This is a genomic window from uncultured Bifidobacterium sp., from assembly GCF_959020145.1.
In the GTDB taxonomy this organism is placed as follows: domain Bacteria; phylum Actinomycetota; class Actinomycetes; order Actinomycetales; family Bifidobacteriaceae; genus Bifidobacterium.
On the sequence record NZ_CAUEQY010000011.1, the window covers coordinates 31,227 to 48,867 of the forward strand.

The 17,641-nt window shown below is 56.4% G+C and carries 13 protein-coding genes and 1 pseudogene; 7 read left to right on the forward strand and 7 right to left on the reverse strand.

The annotated features are described in order from the left end of the window. Window positions 1-38: 38 nt before the first annotated feature. Window positions 39-1,058, forward strand: a complete 1,020-nt coding sequence (locus Q5H33_RS05230; protein ID WP_033499251.1) for a LacI family DNA-binding transcriptional regulator — start codon at window positions 39-41, stop codon at window positions 1,056-1,058. A 132-nt stretch (window positions 1,059-1,190) separates the two neighbouring features. Here Q5H33_RS05230 and Q5H33_RS05235 read toward each other — a convergent pair whose 3' ends face one another. Continuing rightward, a complete protein-coding gene (locus Q5H33_RS05235) occupies window positions 1,191-2,888 on the reverse strand; it encodes a glycoside hydrolase family 43 protein (RefSeq protein ID WP_302423393.1) in 1,698 nt (565 codons plus the stop codon). A gap of 273 nt (window positions 2,889-3,161) precedes the next feature. Next, window positions 3,162-4,508 (reverse strand): xylose isomerase, encoded by a 1,347-nt coding sequence (xylA, locus tag Q5H33_RS05240; RefSeq protein ID WP_055063065.1) that lies wholly within the window; start codon window positions 4,506-4,508, stop codon window positions 3,162-3,164. Window positions 4,509-4,741: 233 nt separating this feature from the next. Between xylA and Q5H33_RS05245 the strand changes: the two genes are divergently transcribed. Beyond that, the gene (locus Q5H33_RS05245) at window positions 4,742-6,022 is read left to right on the forward strand and encodes an O-acetylhomoserine aminocarboxypropyltransferase/cysteine synthase family protein (protein WP_065438009.1); all 1,281 of its coding nucleotides are present in this window, start codon (window positions 4,742-4,744) and stop codon (window positions 6,020-6,022) included. A 298-nt stretch (window positions 6,023-6,320) separates the two neighbouring features. Here the strand turns inward: Q5H33_RS05245 and Q5H33_RS05250 are convergent. Then, window positions 6,321-7,819: pseudogene (locus Q5H33_RS05250) on the reverse strand (amidohydrolase). Window positions 7,820-8,013: 194 nt separating this feature from the next. Here Q5H33_RS05250 and Q5H33_RS05255 point away from each other — a divergent pair. After that, window positions 8,014-8,457 carry a DUF559 domain-containing protein gene (locus Q5H33_RS05255; RefSeq protein ID WP_226557236.1) on the forward strand — a complete coding sequence of 148 codons (444 nt, stop codon included), beginning with the start codon at window positions 8,014-8,016 and terminating at the stop codon, window positions 8,455-8,457. Window positions 8,458-8,685: 228 nt separating this feature from the next. On the opposite strand, the gene Q5H33_RS05260 is transcribed toward Q5H33_RS05255, so the two are convergent. Then, complete coding sequence (locus tag Q5H33_RS05260; RefSeq protein ID WP_302423394.1) at window positions 8,686-9,648, reverse strand: bifunctional diaminohydroxyphosphoribosylaminopyrimidine deaminase/5-amino-6-(5-phosphoribosylamino)uracil reductase RibD; 963 nt, start codon at window positions 9,646-9,648, stop codon at window positions 8,686-8,688. A gap of 84 nt (window positions 9,649-9,732) precedes the next feature. Here Q5H33_RS05260 and Q5H33_RS05265 point away from each other — a divergent pair, with 84 nt between their 5' ends. The 4 genes from Q5H33_RS05265 (at window position 9,733) to Q5H33_RS05280 (ending at window position 14,542) form a co-directional block, all read left to right on the forward strand. Then, a complete protein-coding gene (locus tag Q5H33_RS05265; protein WP_034880543.1) occupies window positions 9,733-10,158 on the forward strand; it encodes a peptide deformylase in 426 nt (141 codons plus the stop codon). Between the two features lie 150 nt (window positions 10,159-10,308). Further along, window positions 10,309-11,232, forward strand: coding sequence for a serine hydrolase (locus tag Q5H33_RS05270; RefSeq protein ID WP_034880541.1), 924 nt, complete (start codon window positions 10,309-10,311; stop codon window positions 11,230-11,232). Window positions 11,233-11,390: 158 nt separating this feature from the next. Beyond that, window positions 11,391-13,067: an energy-dependent translational throttle protein EttA gene (gene ettA, locus Q5H33_RS05275; RefSeq protein ID WP_302423396.1), complete on the forward strand. Its 1,677-nt coding sequence runs from the start codon at window positions 11,391-11,393 to the stop codon at window positions 13,065-13,067. A gap of 551 nt (window positions 13,068-13,618) precedes the next feature. Then, entirely contained in the window at window positions 13,619-14,542 is a 924-nt protein-coding gene (locus tag Q5H33_RS05280; protein ID WP_034880540.1) for an acyl-CoA thioesterase II, read from the forward strand. 6 nt (window positions 14,543-14,548) lie between these two features. Here Q5H33_RS05280 and Q5H33_RS05285 read toward each other — a convergent pair whose 3' ends face one another. The 3 genes from Q5H33_RS05285 to folP form a co-directional block, all read right to left on the reverse strand. Beyond that, the gene (locus tag Q5H33_RS05285; RefSeq protein ID WP_034880539.1) at window positions 14,549-15,100 is read right to left on the reverse strand and encodes a DUF3180 domain-containing protein; all 552 of its coding nucleotides are present in this window, start codon (window positions 15,098-15,100) and stop codon (window positions 14,549-14,551) included. Continuing rightward, window positions 15,097-16,611, reverse strand: a complete 1,515-nt coding sequence (folK, locus tag Q5H33_RS05290; RefSeq protein ID WP_302423399.1) for a 2-amino-4-hydroxy-6-hydroxymethyldihydropteridine diphosphokinase — start codon at window positions 16,609-16,611, stop codon at window positions 15,097-15,099. Before folK ends, Q5H33_RS05285 begins: the two co-directional genes overlap by 4 nt. 98 nt (window positions 16,612-16,709) lie before the next feature. Further along, a complete protein-coding gene (gene folP, locus Q5H33_RS05295) occupies window positions 16,710-17,588 on the reverse strand; it encodes a dihydropteroate synthase (protein ID WP_302423401.1) in 879 nt (292 codons plus the stop codon). Between the last annotated feature and the right edge of the window lie 53 nt (window positions 17,589-17,641).

The window sequence follows — 17,641 nt, forward strand, 5'->3', positions numbered from 1 at the left end:
CATTTTCGGATATGATGAAAATGAAGAAGGAGTGACTCATGCGCAATACGGCAAAAAAAGCTACGGTACGACTCTCTGACATAGCTAAAGAGACCGGTTATTCCCTTTCCACCGTATCCAAGGCGCTCAACGGCAGAGCCGACGTTTCCGAAGAGACGCGGCAAACCATCAACGCGGTGTTGAAACGGTATGGGTATTCCCGTAAAGCGACAAGCACGAAAAGCCAACGAATTATCGAAATCGTGTTCCAAGATTTCGATAATGTTTGGGCCCTTGAAGTACTCCGTGGCGCCATTCGCGAAGCCAAGTTGCATGATTTGAACGTCATCACCACCGAAGGCGGCAATCGCCAGCACCCGGACTCATCCTGGATTGACAACATGCTGCGTCGGCAGACAGATGGCGCCATTCTTGTCTTCTCCAGTCTGACACGTATCGAACGGAACAAACTGCATTCCAGAGGTATTCCCTTCGTCTTGTTCGATCCATTCGGTAATCCAGATCCAGACACGCTGTCGGTGCAAGCGGACAACTGGACCGGAGGCGTGATCGCCACGCGGCACCTGCTCGCACTCGGACATACCAACATAGGCATCATCACCGGACCGGAGGAGATGATGTGCTCCAAGGCACGGCTGGACGGATACACGTCAGCGCTTGCGGAACATGGAATCGAAGCCGACCCCGAACTCATCACCGAAGGCGATTTCACCACTGCCGGCGGTTACGCGCAGGCCATCTCACTTCTGGAAAGGCCGAATCGTCCAACCGCAATCTTCGCCGGCAGCGATCTGCAGGCCATGGGCGTCTACGAGGCGGCAAGACAGCTGGGATTACGTATTCCCGAGGATTTATCCGTGGTCGGATTCGACGACGTGCAGACCGCCGCGTTCCTTGGCCCGGCGCTGACCACCGTACGGCAGCCGCTCCAAGATATGGCAAGGGCCGCCGTACGCATGCTGGTCGAAGCACTGTCCACCGATGACGTGCTTCAACCGCACATCATCATGCCGACATCGCTAGTGGTACGCAACAGCACACAGCAACTCGAGGGTTAATCAGCGGGGCAAACCTCACAGGCACAACCGGAGGGAGAACACAGCGCTCCTAGCCTTTCGACCCGTTTTCAACTCGTTCTAAGACGGCCCGTCGGAACACCAGCAGTGAACCATCCTGAAATTCCGTAGAAACTATGCCATGAAGCCGGCCATGCAACCGACGAACCCACCGGCCCATTCGGTGCTGAGGAAACGAGCATCGACACTCAGCAGAACCTGCCCCTGACGCACGAACGTCGCAGAATCAACCGGACCATGCATGCCAGCCACGATGACCGACAAACGGTTGTCGTCGAAAAGCACCGCCGGACGCACTCCGTCAGCCTGTACGACGGCAACAGACCCAGCTTGCGAATCGTCTCCATTCACCATCTCGTAGCGCACATCCGTGCCACGCATCGAAAACACCGCGTAATGTGTGGAATTCTGCCGGATCACTAAAGAACCGGACATAGGAATCGGCATGAGCGTCGGCAGTTTCGCTATTCTGCGGTAGCTGACATCACGCTCGTCGCGCACCACCACACCGTTCGTCGAGCCATCAGCCACATCCACCAGCGCAGGTTCCACGTCACCGGCGAGCGAGGATTTCACCCTAGGCTCGATGGCGATGCCATCGTCTTCAGTAGTAACCGTGATCTCGTCGGCCAAGCGGCCAAGACCAGCGCAAGTCACTGGCCATCCGGGGTCACCCTCATGCGTATCTAATGCACCGTTGCCGTCCAGCTTCCAATCGGCCGGATTATGTTCCCAGGATACCGGAGCGACAAAGCTCTCCCTTCCCAAGTAGCTCAATAATTCGCCGTCATGCTTTCCCCGCGTCTCCCTCACGCCGAGACACACCAGCCACCATCCCAGTTCCGGATGAAGCAACAGGTCCGCATGTCCCACGCATTGCAGCGGTTCCGACAAACCCAGATGTCGGTGGGTGAGAATCGGATTCTTCTTATCCGCATGGAAGGCACGGATTGCGGTGCCAAGATAGCAGCGTTCCCCGTCACGAACCTGCGGAATGCACTCACCCGATTCGGATGCTTCCCGTTCGTAAGCTTCGAACGCCCGAAGCAGTCCATGCGGCGCATAGATGCGCATGGCCATCTCACTGTGTTCGAAACTGGTGCCCCCCTCGGCGGTCATCAGATACACATAATCACCCACGCGATAGAGATGCGGCGCCTCAGCCCACACCGCCTCCACACCGTATCCGCGCCATATTACCGTCTTGCCCGATCCCGCAGGAAGACCGTCATCGACAAAAGTCCAAGTCTCCGGATTAATGCGTTGGGTCCAGACCTCGGTCTGGCCTTCCCATTGCGGATTGACCGCAGGACGGGTCTGGGTCCAGTACACGTTGCCATCCCCGTCCTCGAATATGTCTGGATCGATGCCTTCAGCGCCCTCAATCCAGAACGGGCCATGCCATGGCCCTTCGATAGAATCCGCTTCAAGGATAAAATTGCCCTCCGCGGCGTGGAACCGCATCAGCTCGCTTTCTGTGCAACCACCTTCCATAGCACGGCGATCATCAAGACGGGCAATGGTGCATGCAATCACATATTTGCCATGAATCCTGCGCAGCGTCGGCGCATAGACACCGCCCGAATCATCCACGAAAGGAATAAGCAGGCGCCTTGCCAAGTCAGCATCTACCACATTCGACACATGCTTCCAGCACGTCATATCCTCGGAAACGTAAATGGGAAGACCTGGGACAAGCTCAAAAGTAGAAGTCACCAACACAATTCGCTGGAACTCATCATCCCAAATCCAACTCGGATCAGGATTCATTCCACGAAGAATGGGATTGGTAATGGTAATAGTCGCGATCATAAATACACCTTATTCAGAAACGTTCGTGAGCATCGAATCATTGCGAACAATCGAAACTTTCGTTTGGCCCAAAAACGCAAACAAGCCGTACACCGGCGACATAACCGGCAGACGACTTGCCTGCGAAGGAAATTCTAGGAAGAAGGAAGGAAAGATGAGTGGTGTGCCGGAACGCCAACGCTTCGGCACACCACATCCGGCTCTGTCACAGCCGAGCCTCACTGCTTGATCCAGCGATGAATCAGGAGCCCTAACGGAAACTCCCTATTCGGCTCACGCCTCGGCCAGGGCGTCGATCATGTAGTTGTTGATCGTGGCCTTGACGGACTCGAGGTGATCGGACTTGGTGGCTTCGATGAGCTTGGACTGCGGGATATCCAGAGCGTACTCCTCGAGGGAAGCCAGGGAGGCGGTGCCGTTCTCGACGGTTGCGCCGATGCCGGAATCGAAGGAGCTGTAGCGCTCGGCCTGCAGGTTCTCGATGACCTTGTCCTCGTGCATCTTGGCCGCGACCAGCAGGCCGGCCGCGAAGGAATCCATGCCGGCGATGTGGGAGCGGAACAGGTCCTCGGCGGCGAAGGAGGTACGACGCGGCTTGGCGTCGAAGTTCAGGCCGCCGTGAGGGCCGATCTGGCCTTCGGCGAGGACTTCCCACATGACGGTGGAGGTCTCGTACAGGTCGGTCGGGAACTCATCCATATCCCAGCCGATGAGCTTGTCGCCCTGGTTGGCGTCCAAGGAGCCGAGCACGCCGGCCTCGCGGGCGGTGCGGATCTCGTGCTGGTAGGTGTGGCCGGCCAGGTTGGCGTGGTTGCCTTCGAGGTTCAGCTTCATGAAGTCGATGTCGTAGGTCTTAAGGAAGGCGATGGCTGTGGATGCATCGAAGTCATACTGGTGCATCGTCGGCTCCTTGGCCTTCGGCTCGATCAGGAACTGAGCGTCCAGGCCGATCTCCTGAGCATACTCGTGGCACATGTGGAAGAACTTGGCCATGTGCGCCTGTTCGCGCTTCATCTGCGTGTTCCACAGGTTCTCGTAGCCTTCACGTCCACCCCAGAACACGTAGTTCTCGGCTCCCAGGCGCTTTGCGATCTCCAGGGAATGCTTCAGCTGGCCACCGGCGTAAGCGTAGATGTCGGCGAACGGGGAGGTGGAAGCACCGGAAACGAAGCGCGGGTTGGTGAACAGGGAGGAGGTGTTCCACAGCAGCTTGATGCCGGTGGACTTCATGTTCTCTTCGATCTTGTCGACGACCTTGTCCAGGTTCTTGTCGGTCTCGCGCAGGGTGTCGCCTTCCGGAGCGATGTCGCGATCATGGAAGCAGAAGTACTCGACGCCGAGCTTCTGGAAGAACTCGAAGGCGTAGTCGACCTTAGCCAGAGCCTCATCCTCAGCATTGGAGTACTTGCCGTACCACGGACGCTGGGCGGTGCCGGTGCCGAACGGATCGACCAGCTCCTGATCGAACGTGTGCCACCAAGCGACGCCGAAACGCAGCCAATCCTTCATCTTCTTGCCGGCAACAACCTTGTCGGCATCGTAGTAATGGAAAGCCAGACCCTCCTGCGGTCCCTTTTCACGACCGACATACGGAATCTTTTCGATATCCCACAGACCCATGGGTTGCTCCTTTGCTATTGGTTTTTACTTTCGTAAGACCTTGCTTTTCCCGTCAAGCGGATTCCCGCCTGTCTTGATGTACATAATAAAATCAACTTCCTAAGTTTGTCAATTCAGTGAACTATTCGGCGTTTCCATTGAAAAATAGCCAATTATCAACTCAGTGATAAAGTGAACATGTTTGTTGCATCGCAGCGCTACGCAACGAAGCGCGCAATCGAAAGAAGGAATCCATGAGCGAAAACGTCGACACCATCTGCGTGCAGGGAGGCTACCAGCCCGGCAACGGCGAATCCCGCACTCCCCCGATCATTCAGGCGACAACCTTCAAATACAAGTCAAGCGAACAGATGAGCCGACTGTTCGACCTATCCGAATCCGGATACTTCTACACTCGACTGCAGAATCCAACCAACGACACCATCGCCGCGAAAATCTGTGAAATGGAAGGCGGCGCGGCCGCAATGCTGACCTCATCCGGCCAAGCGGCGAACTTCTTCGCACTGTTCAACATCTGCAACAACGGCGACCACATCGTCGCATCCTCCGCAATCTACGGCGGCACGTTCAACCTCATCAACGTGACCATGCGCAAAATGGGCATCGAATGCACGTTCGTAAGCCCGGACTGCACCGAAGAAGAGCTCGAAGCGGCATTCCAGCCGAACACCAAGGCGGTCTTCGGCGAATCCATCTCCAATCCGGCACTCATCGTGCTTGATTTCGAAAAGTTCGCGAACGCGGCGCATCGTCACGGCGTGCCGCTGATCGTCGACAATACGTTCCCGACGCCCGTCAATTGCCGACCGTTCCAGTATGGCGTGGATATCGTCACGCACGCCACCACCAAATATATGGACGGTCACGGCTCCTGCGTGGGCGGCGCGATCGTGGATTCCGGCAACTTCGACTGGATGGCGCATGCGGAGAAATTCCCCGGACTCACCACGCCGGACGACTCCTACCATGGCGTGACCTATGCCAAGGACTTCGGCAAGGCCGCTTACATCACCAAGGCCACCGCACAGCTCATGCGCGATTTCGGCTCCACGCCGGCGCCGATCAACTCGTGGATTATGGGCATGCATTTGGAGTCGCTGGGAGTACGTATGGAGCGCCATTGCGCGAACGCGCTCAAGGTGGCGCAGTGGCTGAGCGCCGACCCGCGCATCAGCTGGGTGAGCTTCCCAGGCCTTGAGGAAGACAAGTACCATGCGCTAGCTGAAAAGTACATGCCGAACGGCACTTGCGGCGTTATTTCCTTCGGCGTGCCGGGCGGCCGCGAAAAGGTGTCCGCGTTCCTCGACCACCTGAAGATGGTGTCCATCGCCACACATGTGGCCGACGCGCGCAGCTGCACCCTATACCCGGCAGGTACCACGCACCGTCAGCTCACCGAGGAGCAGCTCGTCGAAGCAGGCGTTGGCATTGACCTGGTGCGCCTGAGCTGCGGCATCGAAAACGCCGACGACATCATCACGGATCTCGATCAGGCTCTCGCCGCCGTGCAGTGATTCTCACTCAAAATCACATCAGGAAGGCCGTATCTCCCACTCAGAGGTGCGGTCTTCCTCCTATCCGAGTGGACTCGCACGCCATACTCATCTTGCACGGGCACACCAATCATCTGAAATCCCTTATATGTGGCAGATTAAGGCATCTTCAAAATCCGATTTGCGCTATATGTGGCAGATTCACACTACATTCGAGGGTATAAATCTATAGAAAAATCCCGTTAAGAAATCTCAGGTCTGCCACATATAGCGATTTTGACTTTTCCAGCACCGTGGAATCTGCCACACATAACGGTTTTCATTCAGCCTGTTGGTACGTCCAGCGACCGGCAAGCATAGTGCCAAGCACATGCTCGGGCATGGCACGCATGGCCTCCGGAGAATCGATTATGCTCGGATCACAGTCCAGAAGCACCAAATCGGCCGCGTCTGCGTCCCGCAAAGCCACGCGTCCGACCGCGGTGGACGAAGCGAGCGCCGTTTCAAAATCAAGGCACTGCTCAGGTTGGAAAGGCTCGCGATCGGAACTTTCCGTACCGAATACCGACGCGGAGATGGCCAGCCATGGGTCCAGCGGCGCGACCGGCGCATCCGACCCCATGAGCAGTTTGGTCCCCGCCTTATGCAGACTATTGAATGCGTAGGGGATTCCGGCGGGGGTGCCCCAGAATCGCGCGATGACGTCACGATCGTCCATGGCGTGCTGCGGTTGGATGCTTGCGGCAAGTCCCAGCTGCGCGAGTCGCGGAATGTCGCACTCCTTGAGCATTTGGGCATGCTCAATGGAACCATGCGCATGGGTGCGTTCGGCACAATCAAGCACAATGGTGTTCGCTTCATCGCCGATGGCATGACAGGCGATGTCGAAGCCATGTTCGACGGCGAGTCGCATGTACGACTCGATTTGCTCAGGGGCATAGCTCAATGTGCCGTAGGTTTCCGGTCTGATGCCCGAATATGGCATAGAACAGTAGGCGGAACGGGTGTTGAGCGAGCCATCGGAGATCATCTTCATCGCGCCGACGTGACCCAAACCATGACTTCCGGGCAATTCGTCTCCGGTGTGCCAGCCGTCGTCGATGGCTTGCCGGAGTCTCTCGGGATATATGCCAGCTTCGACACGCAGACCATCAAGCCCTTGCGAGAATCGGCTAATCCACGTGTCGATGTTCTCCGCCATCTCATAGTCGCGCACGCCGACCACGCCTTTACTCGCAGCGTCGTGTTCGGCGTTGCGCAACAGATGCATCAGCTCATTGGCCGCACCAGGTCCTTTGTCCAGCTTGCAGTAGGCGTCGAACCACTCAAGCTCGCCGACGAGTCCGGATTCGTCCACATCTACGCCAAGCTTGCGCGCGGCGGCAGAGTTCACCCAACCGCAATGCATATCGGCACTTGACAGCGCCACCGGCTGGTCTCCCGCCACCGCATCGATCGCGGCCAGGGTCGGCTGGGCGTCATCGGACCACAGGGAATGCCGGAAGCGCATGCCGACCACATATTGGTTCGGGTCGAGTGCGCCGCTTTCACGACGCTCCTCCAAGTGTCGACGCAACATGTCGAGCGCTTCGCCAGCACTGCGTGCATCAATCAGATCGAGCCGTCCAACGTGTACGACCACTGCGTGAAATGCGTGTGGCAGTCCCACAATCCGGGAATCACCCATATCTTCGAAGCAGCATCCGTTGGCCTTTCCGAAGGTCGCACCGAAGCTATTCGCCCGTTACCGACAGCAATGTCGACCGGCTTATCCGAACCTACGAAACACACGTTTTCAATCACACACGGCTCGCCCATACATCCTCATTTCAACGTGATGTTCTACCCGTGCCATGGTATCCCGCAGCAGCGCAGCAGCGCACGTTCGTCTCAATCAGGTCTGCCGGCGGCCGACTGTTTATCCACATTTTTTTGCGCATAACCTCGGTTATCCACTTATCCACTGTTTTTCGAATGCGAATAGACAACGTCCCATCCGAGGAATCAGAACAATGCAACATGCGTTACAGTTCATGCGCGAAGGCACGGATTCCTCGCAGGAAAGCCGTTGCAGGATTGCTCTGATTCGCAATGGGCTACCATGTCCGAAAGTCAACTGGAAGGTTCGACTGAACAATGGGAAAATCGCGCTTTTGGATATGGCCTATCCAGATATAAAAGTGGCCATCGAATACGACGGAAGACATCACGCCGGCCAATGGCTCGCCGACAGCAAGAGACGTGAAGCCTTGGAAGATGACGGTTGGGCATACATTCAAGTGACCGCCGAAAACCTTATGAACGACTTCGAGGAACGGGCACTCGCGCAACGAGTGGCCGACCGGATGAGCCAACGATTAAGCAAGCCCATCATGCTCTGTCAAAGAATGTCCTCGGGAAGGATACACATCCGCATAACGTCTCTCGCCAATGGAAGCAGAAAGATTCTCATCTGAAAGCCACTATATGTGGCAGATTTGCCATCCCCAGACAAACCAAAACCGCTATATGTGGCAGACCAGACCGGTTTCAAGCCTCAAAAGACCCCAATCAGTACCCCCTAGACGAGATTTTCCTTGGGAGACTGCCACATATAACGGAAATCATTTTTCTAAAATGCCAAAAACTGCCACATATAGGACATTTCAAACTGAAAACACGGCATAGGCATATCACCTTTTTCGTCAGATCGAAGACAGCATTTCGAAAACGTCGTCATCATCGACGACGAGGCTATCGATTTTGCGGCGGCCGAGTTCGCGCAGCCATTCGTCGGGTTCCGTATCGGCGAGCGCACGGATGTCGAGATGCAACGGCTTGTGCCTTCCGACCACCACCTCGTTAGCATCCACAGCTTGGACCGGCCCGTCGAAATGGGCAAAGGCACCATCCGAAACATCCAGCCGATCCATCCGACCCGGAAGGCGTGCGGCACTTCCCACCGATCCTTCCGTACCGTTCGAATTACCCGGGGCACCCGCACGGCCACCAGTCGGACATATGCCCAACACCGCCGCATACGTGTCATATAGCCCGCGTCGACGTACAGTGTATTCGGCATCAGATTCCTCCGCATGTTTTCTGCCGTCCACAATGTACGGCATTCCTGTGGTGATGTAGTGGAAGAAATGGCGATTGATGGCGTCGCATTCCGCCCGCATCACGTCATATACCACTTCCACACCGTTTTCCTCAAGAATGCGAAGTCCTTTGCCGGCCACGATGGGATTCGGATCGATCGAACCGACCACGACGCGCGTTATGCCGTGCGAAAGAATTAGATCGGTGCATGCCGGCTGCGATCCGACATGGCAGCAAGGTTCGAGAGTGTCGATGACCGTGGCTCCATGCATGTCGATGCCATGCTTGTCGGCGTAGTCGAAGGCCATGCGTTCCGCATGCGGTCCGCGGTAGCGGTCGTGGTATCCGGCTGCGAGAATCTCGCCGTCGCGGACCACCACCGTGCCGACCAACGGATTCGGATTCACCCAACCGGCTCCCTTATGGGCCAGTTCCAGCGCCTGCGTCATGTATTTCCGATATTGAGGCATGTCATCCATGGTTCCAAGCATATTGCGTCGATTGCGGTCCCACATTTCAAAATCGCCATGAGACATTTCGTAAATGGATAGGCGCGAACCGGTCATCCGTCCCATCGCCGTACGGCGTCGCACAATGACGCCATACAATGTTGGCAGACCAGCAAAGGAACCAGCGAGAGGAAACATCACATGCAGCGCGAAATCATGACGTCCATTCCGTTTTTGAGCCAGCCGTCGACGGAGGCGCTCAATACGCCCGAGGATCTTGCCGTCGCACAGGATCTCAAGGACACGCTTGACGCACATCGCAATGGCTGCGTCGGCATGGCCGCAAACATGATCGGCGTCTCGAAGAGCATCATTGCATTCGTGGACGAGGATTTCGGCGGTCGCATCTTCGTAATGTTCAACCCGACGATCACTGCGAAAGACGGCGCCTACGACGCCTCCGAAGGCTGCCTGTCTCTCAAAGGCGAGCGCCGCACGGTTCGCTTCCAGCGCATTGAGGTCTCGTATGCGGATCGCAAGTTCCGCGAGCGCCATGCCACATTCACTGGTTTCACCGCGCAGATCATCCAGCACGAGATCGATCATTGCGAAGGCATTATCATTTAACGACTTTTTCAGGCATGGCACCTAGCGGCTTTTCGGGCGCTCCATCTAGCGACAGGCTTAGGAAAAAATCGTTTGATGTAACAATCGTACGTAACCGCCTTACGTTACAGTTTCCGTAATGCACCGTAGGGCAGTGTCAAAGGAGATTTCATGGGTGCCATCGATATGTTCAACGATTTCGTCAAACTCATTGAAAGCGAGTCCCTGCCCGTCGAAGCCGTTGCGATTGCGGATGGCGACGCCATTATCGCGGAACGTCATTTCGTTCCCGACCAGGATCGCAATATTTATTCCCATACGAAAAGTTATGTTTCGACGGCTATTGGCATTGCGATTGAAGATGGCTTGCTGTCGCTCGATTCGCGATTGGTCGACTCGTTCCCCGAGTATGTTCCCTCCGATGCGCAACTGGAGTTGGGCCAGATCACGCTGAGGCACTTGCTGACTATGTCGAGCGGTTTCAATCATGCGTATTTGATGAACCCTGACCGGCGCAGTGGTGTTGGTGCGCCTGATTATTTACGGTACATGTTCTCTCGCAGGGTTGAGGTGGAGCCCGGCAGCACGTTCTGCTATTCGTCTGCGGATTCTGATTTGGCGGGCCGCATGTTGGAGCAGGCTGCCGGCATGCGTCTTGGCGAGTATTTGTATGGCACGATTTTTTCCAAGTTGGATCAGGGTTGGCCTGTTTGGGAATGTGATCCGCAAGGTCATCCGATTGCAGGCGGCGGGATCTACATGTCGCTTGCGAATATGTTGAAACTTGGCCAGGTCTATTTGAATGATGGCACTTGGCATGGCACGCGCATTGTCAGCGAATCGTGGGTCAAGCAGGCTTCCGGTAAGCAGATCGACACTCCGTATAGCAATATTTGGACGTGCGGTTATGGCTATCAGTTCTGGATGTCGCCTTATGAGGGGGCATATCGTGCGGATGGTGCGTACGGTCAGATTACTACGGTTTTGCCGAAGCAGGGTTTGGTTGTTGCGATTCAATGCCCGGAATCTGGTGATTTCGACAATATCGTTCGTCCTGCTTTGCATGAGCATCTGCTGCTTCCGCTTACTGCCTGATCGCACGACTTTCGCCCATACCGTCGTGTAGATGGGGTATGGGATAATTATGCACGGTATTGTGCGTGGGTTGCGTTCCGGAATCCTTGATTGAGTTTCCGTTGACCGCTCATGCAACACGCTGGAATTCCAACGTTTCTTAAGGATGGAACACAACATTGGCTGAATTCATTTACCAGATGATCAAGGCCCGCAAGGCTTACGGCGACCGTGTGATTCTCGATGACGTGACTTTGAGCTTCCTGCCAGGCGCGAAGATTGGCGTTGTTGGCCCGAACGGCATGGGTAAGTCCACGCTGCTGAAGATCATGGCCGGACTCGACACCGTGTCTAATGGCGAGGCTTCTTTGACTCCGGGTTATACCGTCGGCATTCTGCAGCAGGAACCGCCGCTGGATGACACCAAGACTGTTGGCGAGAACATCAAGATGGCGTTCGGCGAGATCGCTGAAAAGGTGACTCGTTTCAATCAGATTGGCGAAGAGATGGCCAATCCGGATGCCGATTTCGATGCTTTGATGGATGAGATGGGCAAGCTGCAGAACGATATCGATGCTGCAAACGGTTGGGATCTTGATTCTCAGCTTGAGCAGGCTATGGATGCTTTGCAGTGCCCGGATCCGGATACTCCGGTGACGGTGTGCTCCGGTGGTGAACGCCGTCGTGTGGCATTGTGCAAGCTGCTGCTGGAAGCTCCTGATCTGCTGCTGCTTGACGAGCCTACCAACCATCTTGATGCCGAGTCGATTCTGTGGTTGGAGCAGTTCCTGCACCAGTACAAGGGGGCCGTCATCGCCGTTACCCACGATCGTTACTTCATGGATAACGTGGCTGAGTGGATCTGCGAGGTCGACCGTGGTCAGCTGTACCCGTATAAGGGCAACTACACCACGTACTTGGAGACGAAGGCCAAGCGTATGGAGATCCAGGGCGCCAAGGACGCCAAGCTCGCCAAGCGTTTGAAGAGCGAACTTGATTGGGTGCGTTCTTCGCCGAAGGCCCGTCAGGCTAAGAACAAGGCTCGTCTGGAACGTTACGACCAGATGGAACAGGAGGCTCGTAACAATAAGAAGCTTGACTTCTCCGAAATTCAGATTCCAGCTGGTCCGCGTCTGGGCTCTACTGTGCTGGAAGCCGAGCATATTCACAAGGCGTTCGGCGACCGCGTGCTCATCGACGATTTGAGCTTCACGCTGCCGCGTAACGGCATTGTCGGCGTGATCGGCCCGAACGGCGTGGGTAAGTCCACCCTGTTCAAGACCATTGTCGGCCTTGAACCGTTGACGTCTGGCTCGTTGAAGATCGGTGAGACCGTGCAGATCAGCTATGTCGATCAGAATCGTGCTGGTCTTGACCCGAATAAAAACCTGTGGGAGGCCGTGTCTGACGGTCTTGACTTCATCGAGGTTGCCGGCGTTGAAGTGCCGACCCGCGCGTATGTGGCGTCCTTCGGTTTCAAGGGTTCCGACCAGCAGAAGCTCACCGGCGTGCTGTCCGGTGGTGAACGCAATCGTCTGAATCTTGCTTTGACTCTGAAGCAGGGCGGCAACCTGCTGCTGCTCGACGAACCGACCAACGATCTTGATGTTGAAACCCTTGAATCGCTTGAAAACGCACTGCTTGGCTTCCCGGGCTGCGCTGTGGTGATTTCTCACGACCGTTGGTTCCTCGACCGTGTGGCCACGCATATTCTCGCATGGGAAGGCGATGACGAGAATCCGGCCAAGTGGTACTGGTTCGAAGGCAACTTCCAGGCCTATCAGGAGAACCGTGTGGCCCGTCTCGGCGAAGACGCGGCTCGCCCCCACCGTCTCCATCGCAAGCTGACGCGCTAAGCCGTTAAGCAGACAGTCCTGTGGACTGTCTGTAGGCTTAGTCTGAGTGAGGCGACAGCCGAACGAAGGCAACAATGAGCCTTGCGAAGCAAGACCATAATTGCAGGGCCACAGGCTAGCCGTTAAGCAGACAGTCCTGTGGACTGTCTGTAGGCTTAGTCTGAGTGAGGCGACAGCCGAACGAAGGCAACAATGAGCCTTGCGAAGCAAGACCATAATTGCAGGGCCACAGGCTGACCTGTTAAGCGAACAGTCCAGTGGACTGTTCGTAGGGTCAACCTGAGTGAGGCGACAACCGAACGAGGGTAACAATGAGTCTTGCGAAGCAAGTCCATAATCGCAGGGCCGGTTAACCCCATATTTCAGCAAAGCGCCGTGCTTCGTTACGAAGTGCGGCGCTTTGCCGTATGTGAATCGTTTGACGATTACCTGCCGTTCACGCTTCTCACGCATTCGTTACAAAACAATCCGGCGAAATTTACCGCCCTTGCGTAGACTCGTTTCCAGAACGAAGCGTTTATCGTATGCGACTCAAAGAATCGAGGCCCGTTATGACACAGACAGCGCAGACAGCAATAACTCCGTTACAACGGTTGGCGAAGGTGCTTCAGCTGGGCACGCCTTCCACGTACCGCAGCCACACATATGTGAATGGCGAAAGCCTGTATTTCCCCACTGGCCGCGTGTACGGCGGTCAGGTGATCGCGCAGGCCATGATGGCCGCATCCAAAACGGTTCCGCCATCTCGTCTGCCGAATTCGATTCATGGCTATTTCATTTCCGCCGGCGATATTCGTCAGGATTTGCTGTTTGATGTGGAGAATCTGCGTGATGGCCGCTCGTTTTCCGCTCGTCGCGTGAATGTCACGCAGGCTCAGGGTTCGATTCTGACGGCCATCGCCAGCTTCCAGGAGCAGGGTCAGGATGGCATTGAGTTCGCCGATCCCATGCCGGAAGGCGTGCCGGAGCCGGAAACGTTGACCAGTGCGAAGCAGCTGATGGAGCCGTTTGCCGAAAAGTCTTCGTATGCCAAATACTATGCGGAAAAGTCGCCGTTCGACATTCGTCATGTGACGCGCACGATCATGCTGGGTGCCGATAAGAAGAGCGCCAGTAACGATTCCGGCAAGCAGCTGGTGTGGATGAAGGCCGACGGCACGGTTGACGTTCCGCAGGTCATGCATCGTGCGATGTTGGCTATGGGTTGCGATCAGGTGATGCTGGAGCCGGTGTTGCGTCGTGCCGGGTTAAGTATTGCCACGCCTGGCATTTCGTTCGCTTCGATCGATCATTCGATGTGGTGGTATCGCGATATCGACATCAATCAGTGGCATTTGTATGTGCAGGATACGCCTACCGCGGCTCACGGCCGTGGCTTGGGGCAGGCGAAGGTATACACGCAGGATGGCGAGCTTGTTGCCTGCATGACTCAGGAGGCGATGATCCGTGTTCCTGAGGAGGATTTGAAGAAGTAAGGACAATCAGGCTTTCGTTTGGGTTGCCGATTTGGTTGCCGCGGCCGCGTAACGGTTTCGTTGCGTGGCCGTTTTCATTTTCGGGCTTTCCGGACCGTCGATTGGTGGGATTTGACACAACCACTCCCCCACAATGCCGATGATCATGTCAGCGATGCATACGATTGCCGCGATCGCGCATTCGAGGATGGCCTGACTGTAGAACGTCGCCTCACCATGCGGCAGGCTCATGATGAGCTGTCCACCATACCAGCCGGCCAACGCCGCTCCTGCCACGCCCAACGCTTTGCATGACACCAGTGTGGCGAACGCCTTCTGCGGGTCCAAAGGTTTCAGCTGCGCGCGTTTTTCGGGATCTGTGGTGGTGTATTTGTGGATCTGCAATGCCATATACAGCACGACGAATCCCAGAATCGCCAACACCACGGGCACGATCCATGGAGCGCCGACCAATGGCAAACCTGAAATCTCGCCATATTTCGCCAATCCCATACCGGCCAGCAATCCTAATGCGGCAGCGAGAACATAGCACCACCAAGGGGTTCTGCGCGCTTTCATAGCGTACCTCCGATGATCCAATTGTCGGTCAGCAGTCCCACTTGCGCGGTATCGGGGGCCATGGCCAGCAGGAATGATACCGGATCCTTGCCCAGTCGCGCATCGGGATCCATGTCGAGCCATGGCGCAAGCACTGCGGCATGGTTGCGTGCGGTGGGCCACGGCACCTTGCAGTCAGGTTCGTCGCATGTCACGCCTTCCATGTCGATCAGGTCGAGATCGAAGTCTTCGCCGACGGAAGCTTCCACATTGCTTAATGCTTCGATCAGATCATGGGCGCCCATGCGCGTGGAAATCTGGATTACCGCGGCCATTTTGTCGGGGAGTCCGTCGAGTTGGCTCACATGGTAGAGGGGTGAGATGCCCTCGACTTGGTTGCCGGGAATGCCGTCCAATGTGACGATGGCCATGCGGAACTGCTGTTCGGCATCGGTTGCTGGGCTGTCCAGCGAGATCACCGCACGTTTCGATGCGGGTTCTAGCTGTGCAGAAGCGAGTGCGGTCGCTTTGGCTGCCGCGGTTCCTTCCGGAAGATCGCTGACATCAATCGTACTATAGGATTCGCCCATATCATCCGCATCATCGGTATCGTCGGCATGGTCGGCGATACCGTCACCGACTGAGCCTCCGACCATCCAATCGTCGGCGATTTCGTCGATATGGTCGCGATCGGTCGATTCATGGAGGAGTTGAGCCACGGAACCGGCATGTTCGCCCGGCAGTTCGGCATCGGGTTCGAGTGCCAGCCACGGCCCCAGCACGAACGCCCGCTGCCATGCACGGGGGTGAGGCAGCGTCAGGTCCGGATCGTCGCTGCTCTGACCGTCAAAATCGATGATGTCCAGATCAAGTGTGCGCGAAGTCCAATGGTCGGTACGCACTCGACCATGTTCGGCTTCGATGCGCTGCAATCCTCGCAGCAGTTCCATTGCCGACAATTTGGTGGTCACGGAAACAACCGCATTGTAAAAGTCGGGGGTACCATCGGGCATGCCCCACGCATCGGTACGGTACAGCGGCGAAATGCCCGTAACCTGAGTGGACGCCAGTCCGTCGATCGAACGCACCGCGTCACGCAAGGTGGCCACTACATCGCCCTGATTGCCACCCATGGCAATGATGGCATGATGCACTTGCGATGCAGCCGAAGTTGTTTCACGAGAACGTTCCACGGTTACGCTCACGTCGTCGAATGGTACGACGATTGGCGCACTCGGCTTATGCACGGTCACTTGCGTTCGCGCCACGGCAGGATATTCGAGAATCATGCTGGCAATGCGATCGGCCAGTTTTTCGATGAGATCGACATGATCGCCTTCGATAATGGCGACTATTCCTTTGGCGATGGCACCGTAATCGACGGTGTCGTGCAGATCGTCGGAATGCCCGGCTGGCGCAAGATCCAGAAACAGCGTGGCGTCGACGACGAACGTCTGCGCACGCTCATGTTCGAAATCAAGCACACCGTGTTTGCCGACCGCGCGAACGCCAGTCAATCGAATCTGATCCATGCCAGCCTTTCTTTGCATATCTCAAGGTTTAATGGTGGAAATGCGTTGCCGCTCCTACGCAGTCAAGAGCATACGAACGTATGCACCCACCGCGCGTATCAGACGTTGGCGAAAGCACGCCACGCATTGCCGATGGCCACCGCGTCACGGCTTTTTGCCACGTCATGCACACGCACGGCCCACACGCCATGTTCGGCGCACAGGGCGCTGATGGCGGCGGTCGCATTGTCTTTGCTGCCCATGCTTGGCTCGTCGATACCGGCATCGGCAAGCGCCGCGCCGACGAATCGTTTGCGCGAGGCTCCGATCAGCACCGGATACCCGGTGGCGTTGAACCGCTCCAACGCCATCATCAGCGGGAAGTTATGTTCGACGCTCGGTTTGGAGAATCCAAGACCCGGATCGATGATGATCTGTGACGGCGAGACGCCTGCCTGAAGCACGTCGTCGACCTGCTTCATGAGTTCGTCATACACGTCGTTCACCACGCCATTGGCGTACACGGACGTATTAGCGTCAGGCACGTCGCCTGCAGAGCCGGCAAGCCAACCGCGCCAATGCTGCACAATGTAGAGGCTTTCCGCGTGTTCGGCCACCGCATGGGGCACTTCGCGGTCCAGCTGACCGCCGGACACGTCGTTGATGATCTGCGCGCCATGCTCCAACGCCATGCGAGCCACCGATGCGCGCGTAGTGTCGATGGACAGCACCGCGCCTTCCGGAATCAGCGCATCCACAGCGCCTAGCACGCGGTTTTGCTCGGCTTCCTCACTGACACGTTTGGCTCCGGGGCGAGTGGATTCGGCGCCGATATCGATGATGTCAGCCCCATCTTTCATCATCGCCTCGCCGTGCGCTTTCGCATTCGCAGGATCGAGCCACAGCCCTCCATCGGAGAACGAATCCTCCGTAATGTTGAGCACGCCCATCACCAGCGTACGGTCGCTATCATGAATCGATTTCATATCAATGGTCATCCGGTTTCCCCTCCTATATCCGGTTATTGGTATTTACGATTCGACTTGCTGCA